Origin of the sequence: Siminovitchia fortis, assembly GCF_007681465.1 — a bacterium.
GTDB lineage: Bacteria > Bacillota > Bacilli > Bacillales > Bacillaceae_C > Siminovitchia > Siminovitchia fortis.
Genome location: NZ_VEKZ01000163.1, coordinates 1 through 681, shown reverse-complemented (window position 1 = coordinate 681; position 681 = coordinate 1). Strand labels below are relative to the sequence as shown.

At 40.7% G+C, this 681-nt stretch carries 1 protein-coding gene; it reads left to right on the top strand.

Features of this window, described 5'->3' with window-relative positions:
* A partial coding sequence (gene sigE, locus FS666_RS19430) for an RNA polymerase sporulation sigma factor SigE (RefSeq protein WP_144463796.1) occupies positions 1-606 on the top strand: 606 nt, incomplete at its 5' end.
* Between the last annotated feature and the right edge of the window lie 75 nt (positions 607-681).

The window sequence follows — 681 nt, the reverse complement described above, 5'->3', positions numbered from 1 at the left end:
CTTTCCAGGGAAGAGGAAGCCATATTGCTCAAAAAGCTCCCAAATGGAGACAAGACGGCGAGGTCCATGTTAATTGAAAGGAATTTGAGACTAGTTGTATATATTGCAAGAAAATTTGAAAATACGGGCATCAATATTGAAGATTTAATAAGCATCGGAACAATCGGCCTGATCAAAGCGGTGAACACATTCAATCCGGAAAAGAAAATAAAGCTTGCTACATACGCATCACGATGCATTGAGAATGAGATATTAATGTATTTGAGACGGAACAATAAAATCAGGTCCGAAGTGTCCTTTGATGAACCGTTAAATATTGACTGGGACGGAAACGAACTGCTTTTATCCGACGTTTTGGGGACAGATAATGATATCATTACAAGGGATATAGAAGCTCACGTTGACAAGAAGCTTTTGCTGACTGCTCTGCAAAAACTGACTCAACGCGAAAAGCAAATTATGGAATTGCGATTTGGCTTGGCTGGAGAGGAAGAGAAGACGCAAAAAGATGTGGCCGAAATTTTAGGTATTTCCCAGTCCTATATTTCCCGTCTTGAAAAAAGAATCATCAAGCGGCTTCGCAAAGAATTTAACAAAATGATTTAATAAGAAAAGCGGAAGCGCCTTGCTCATCGACGTACAGACTGGAGTGCCTCCGACGAGATAAAGGAAACACGGCGA